We start from the raw sequence: 608 nt of genomic DNA on the forward strand, positions 1-608 counted from the left end.
CAGCTAGGATGTTGGCTTGGAAGCAGCCATTCATTTAAAGAGTGCGTAACAGCTCACTAGTCGAGCGATCGAGCATGGATAATAATCGGGCATAAGTATACTACCGAAGCTATGGATTTTCGCATTTAGTGCGAGAGTGGTAGGGGAGCATTCTAACGGGGTAGAAGGTGATTTGTGAGAATTGCTGGACCTTTTAGAAAAGAAAATGTAGGCATAAGTAACGATAATGCGGGCGAGAAACCCGCACGCCGTAAGACTAAGGATTCCTGAGCTATGCTAATCAGCTTAGGGTTAGTCGGGACCTAAGGCACACCCGAAGGGGGACGTCGATGGCCAACGGGTTAATATTCCCGTACTACTTATAATTGTGATGGAGTGACACAGTGATGAAAGCACCGCGAACTGACGGAATAGTTCGTTGAAGCACGTACCTATTGGTTTGATAGTAAAATGCGTCAGACTAGGAGAAATGCGATAGTACTTTGAGTCTTCGGACAACGAGATAGTGTGCCTAAGGGCTGTCAAGAAAAGCTTCTAAACTTAGATTATAAGTACCCGTACCGTAAACCGACACAGGTAGTCGAGGAGAGTATCCTAAGGCGCTCGAG

The 608-nt window shown here is 46.2% G+C and carries 1 rRNA gene; it reads left to right on the plus strand.

Annotated features, from left to right (window positions below):
* Window positions 1–608 (plus strand): 23S ribosomal RNA (locus CF599_RS19285); the annotation flags it as partial.

This window comes from Myroides sp. N17-2, assembly GCF_002286775.1.
Taxonomy (GTDB): domain Bacteria; phylum Bacteroidota; class Bacteroidia; order Flavobacteriales; family Flavobacteriaceae; genus Flavobacterium.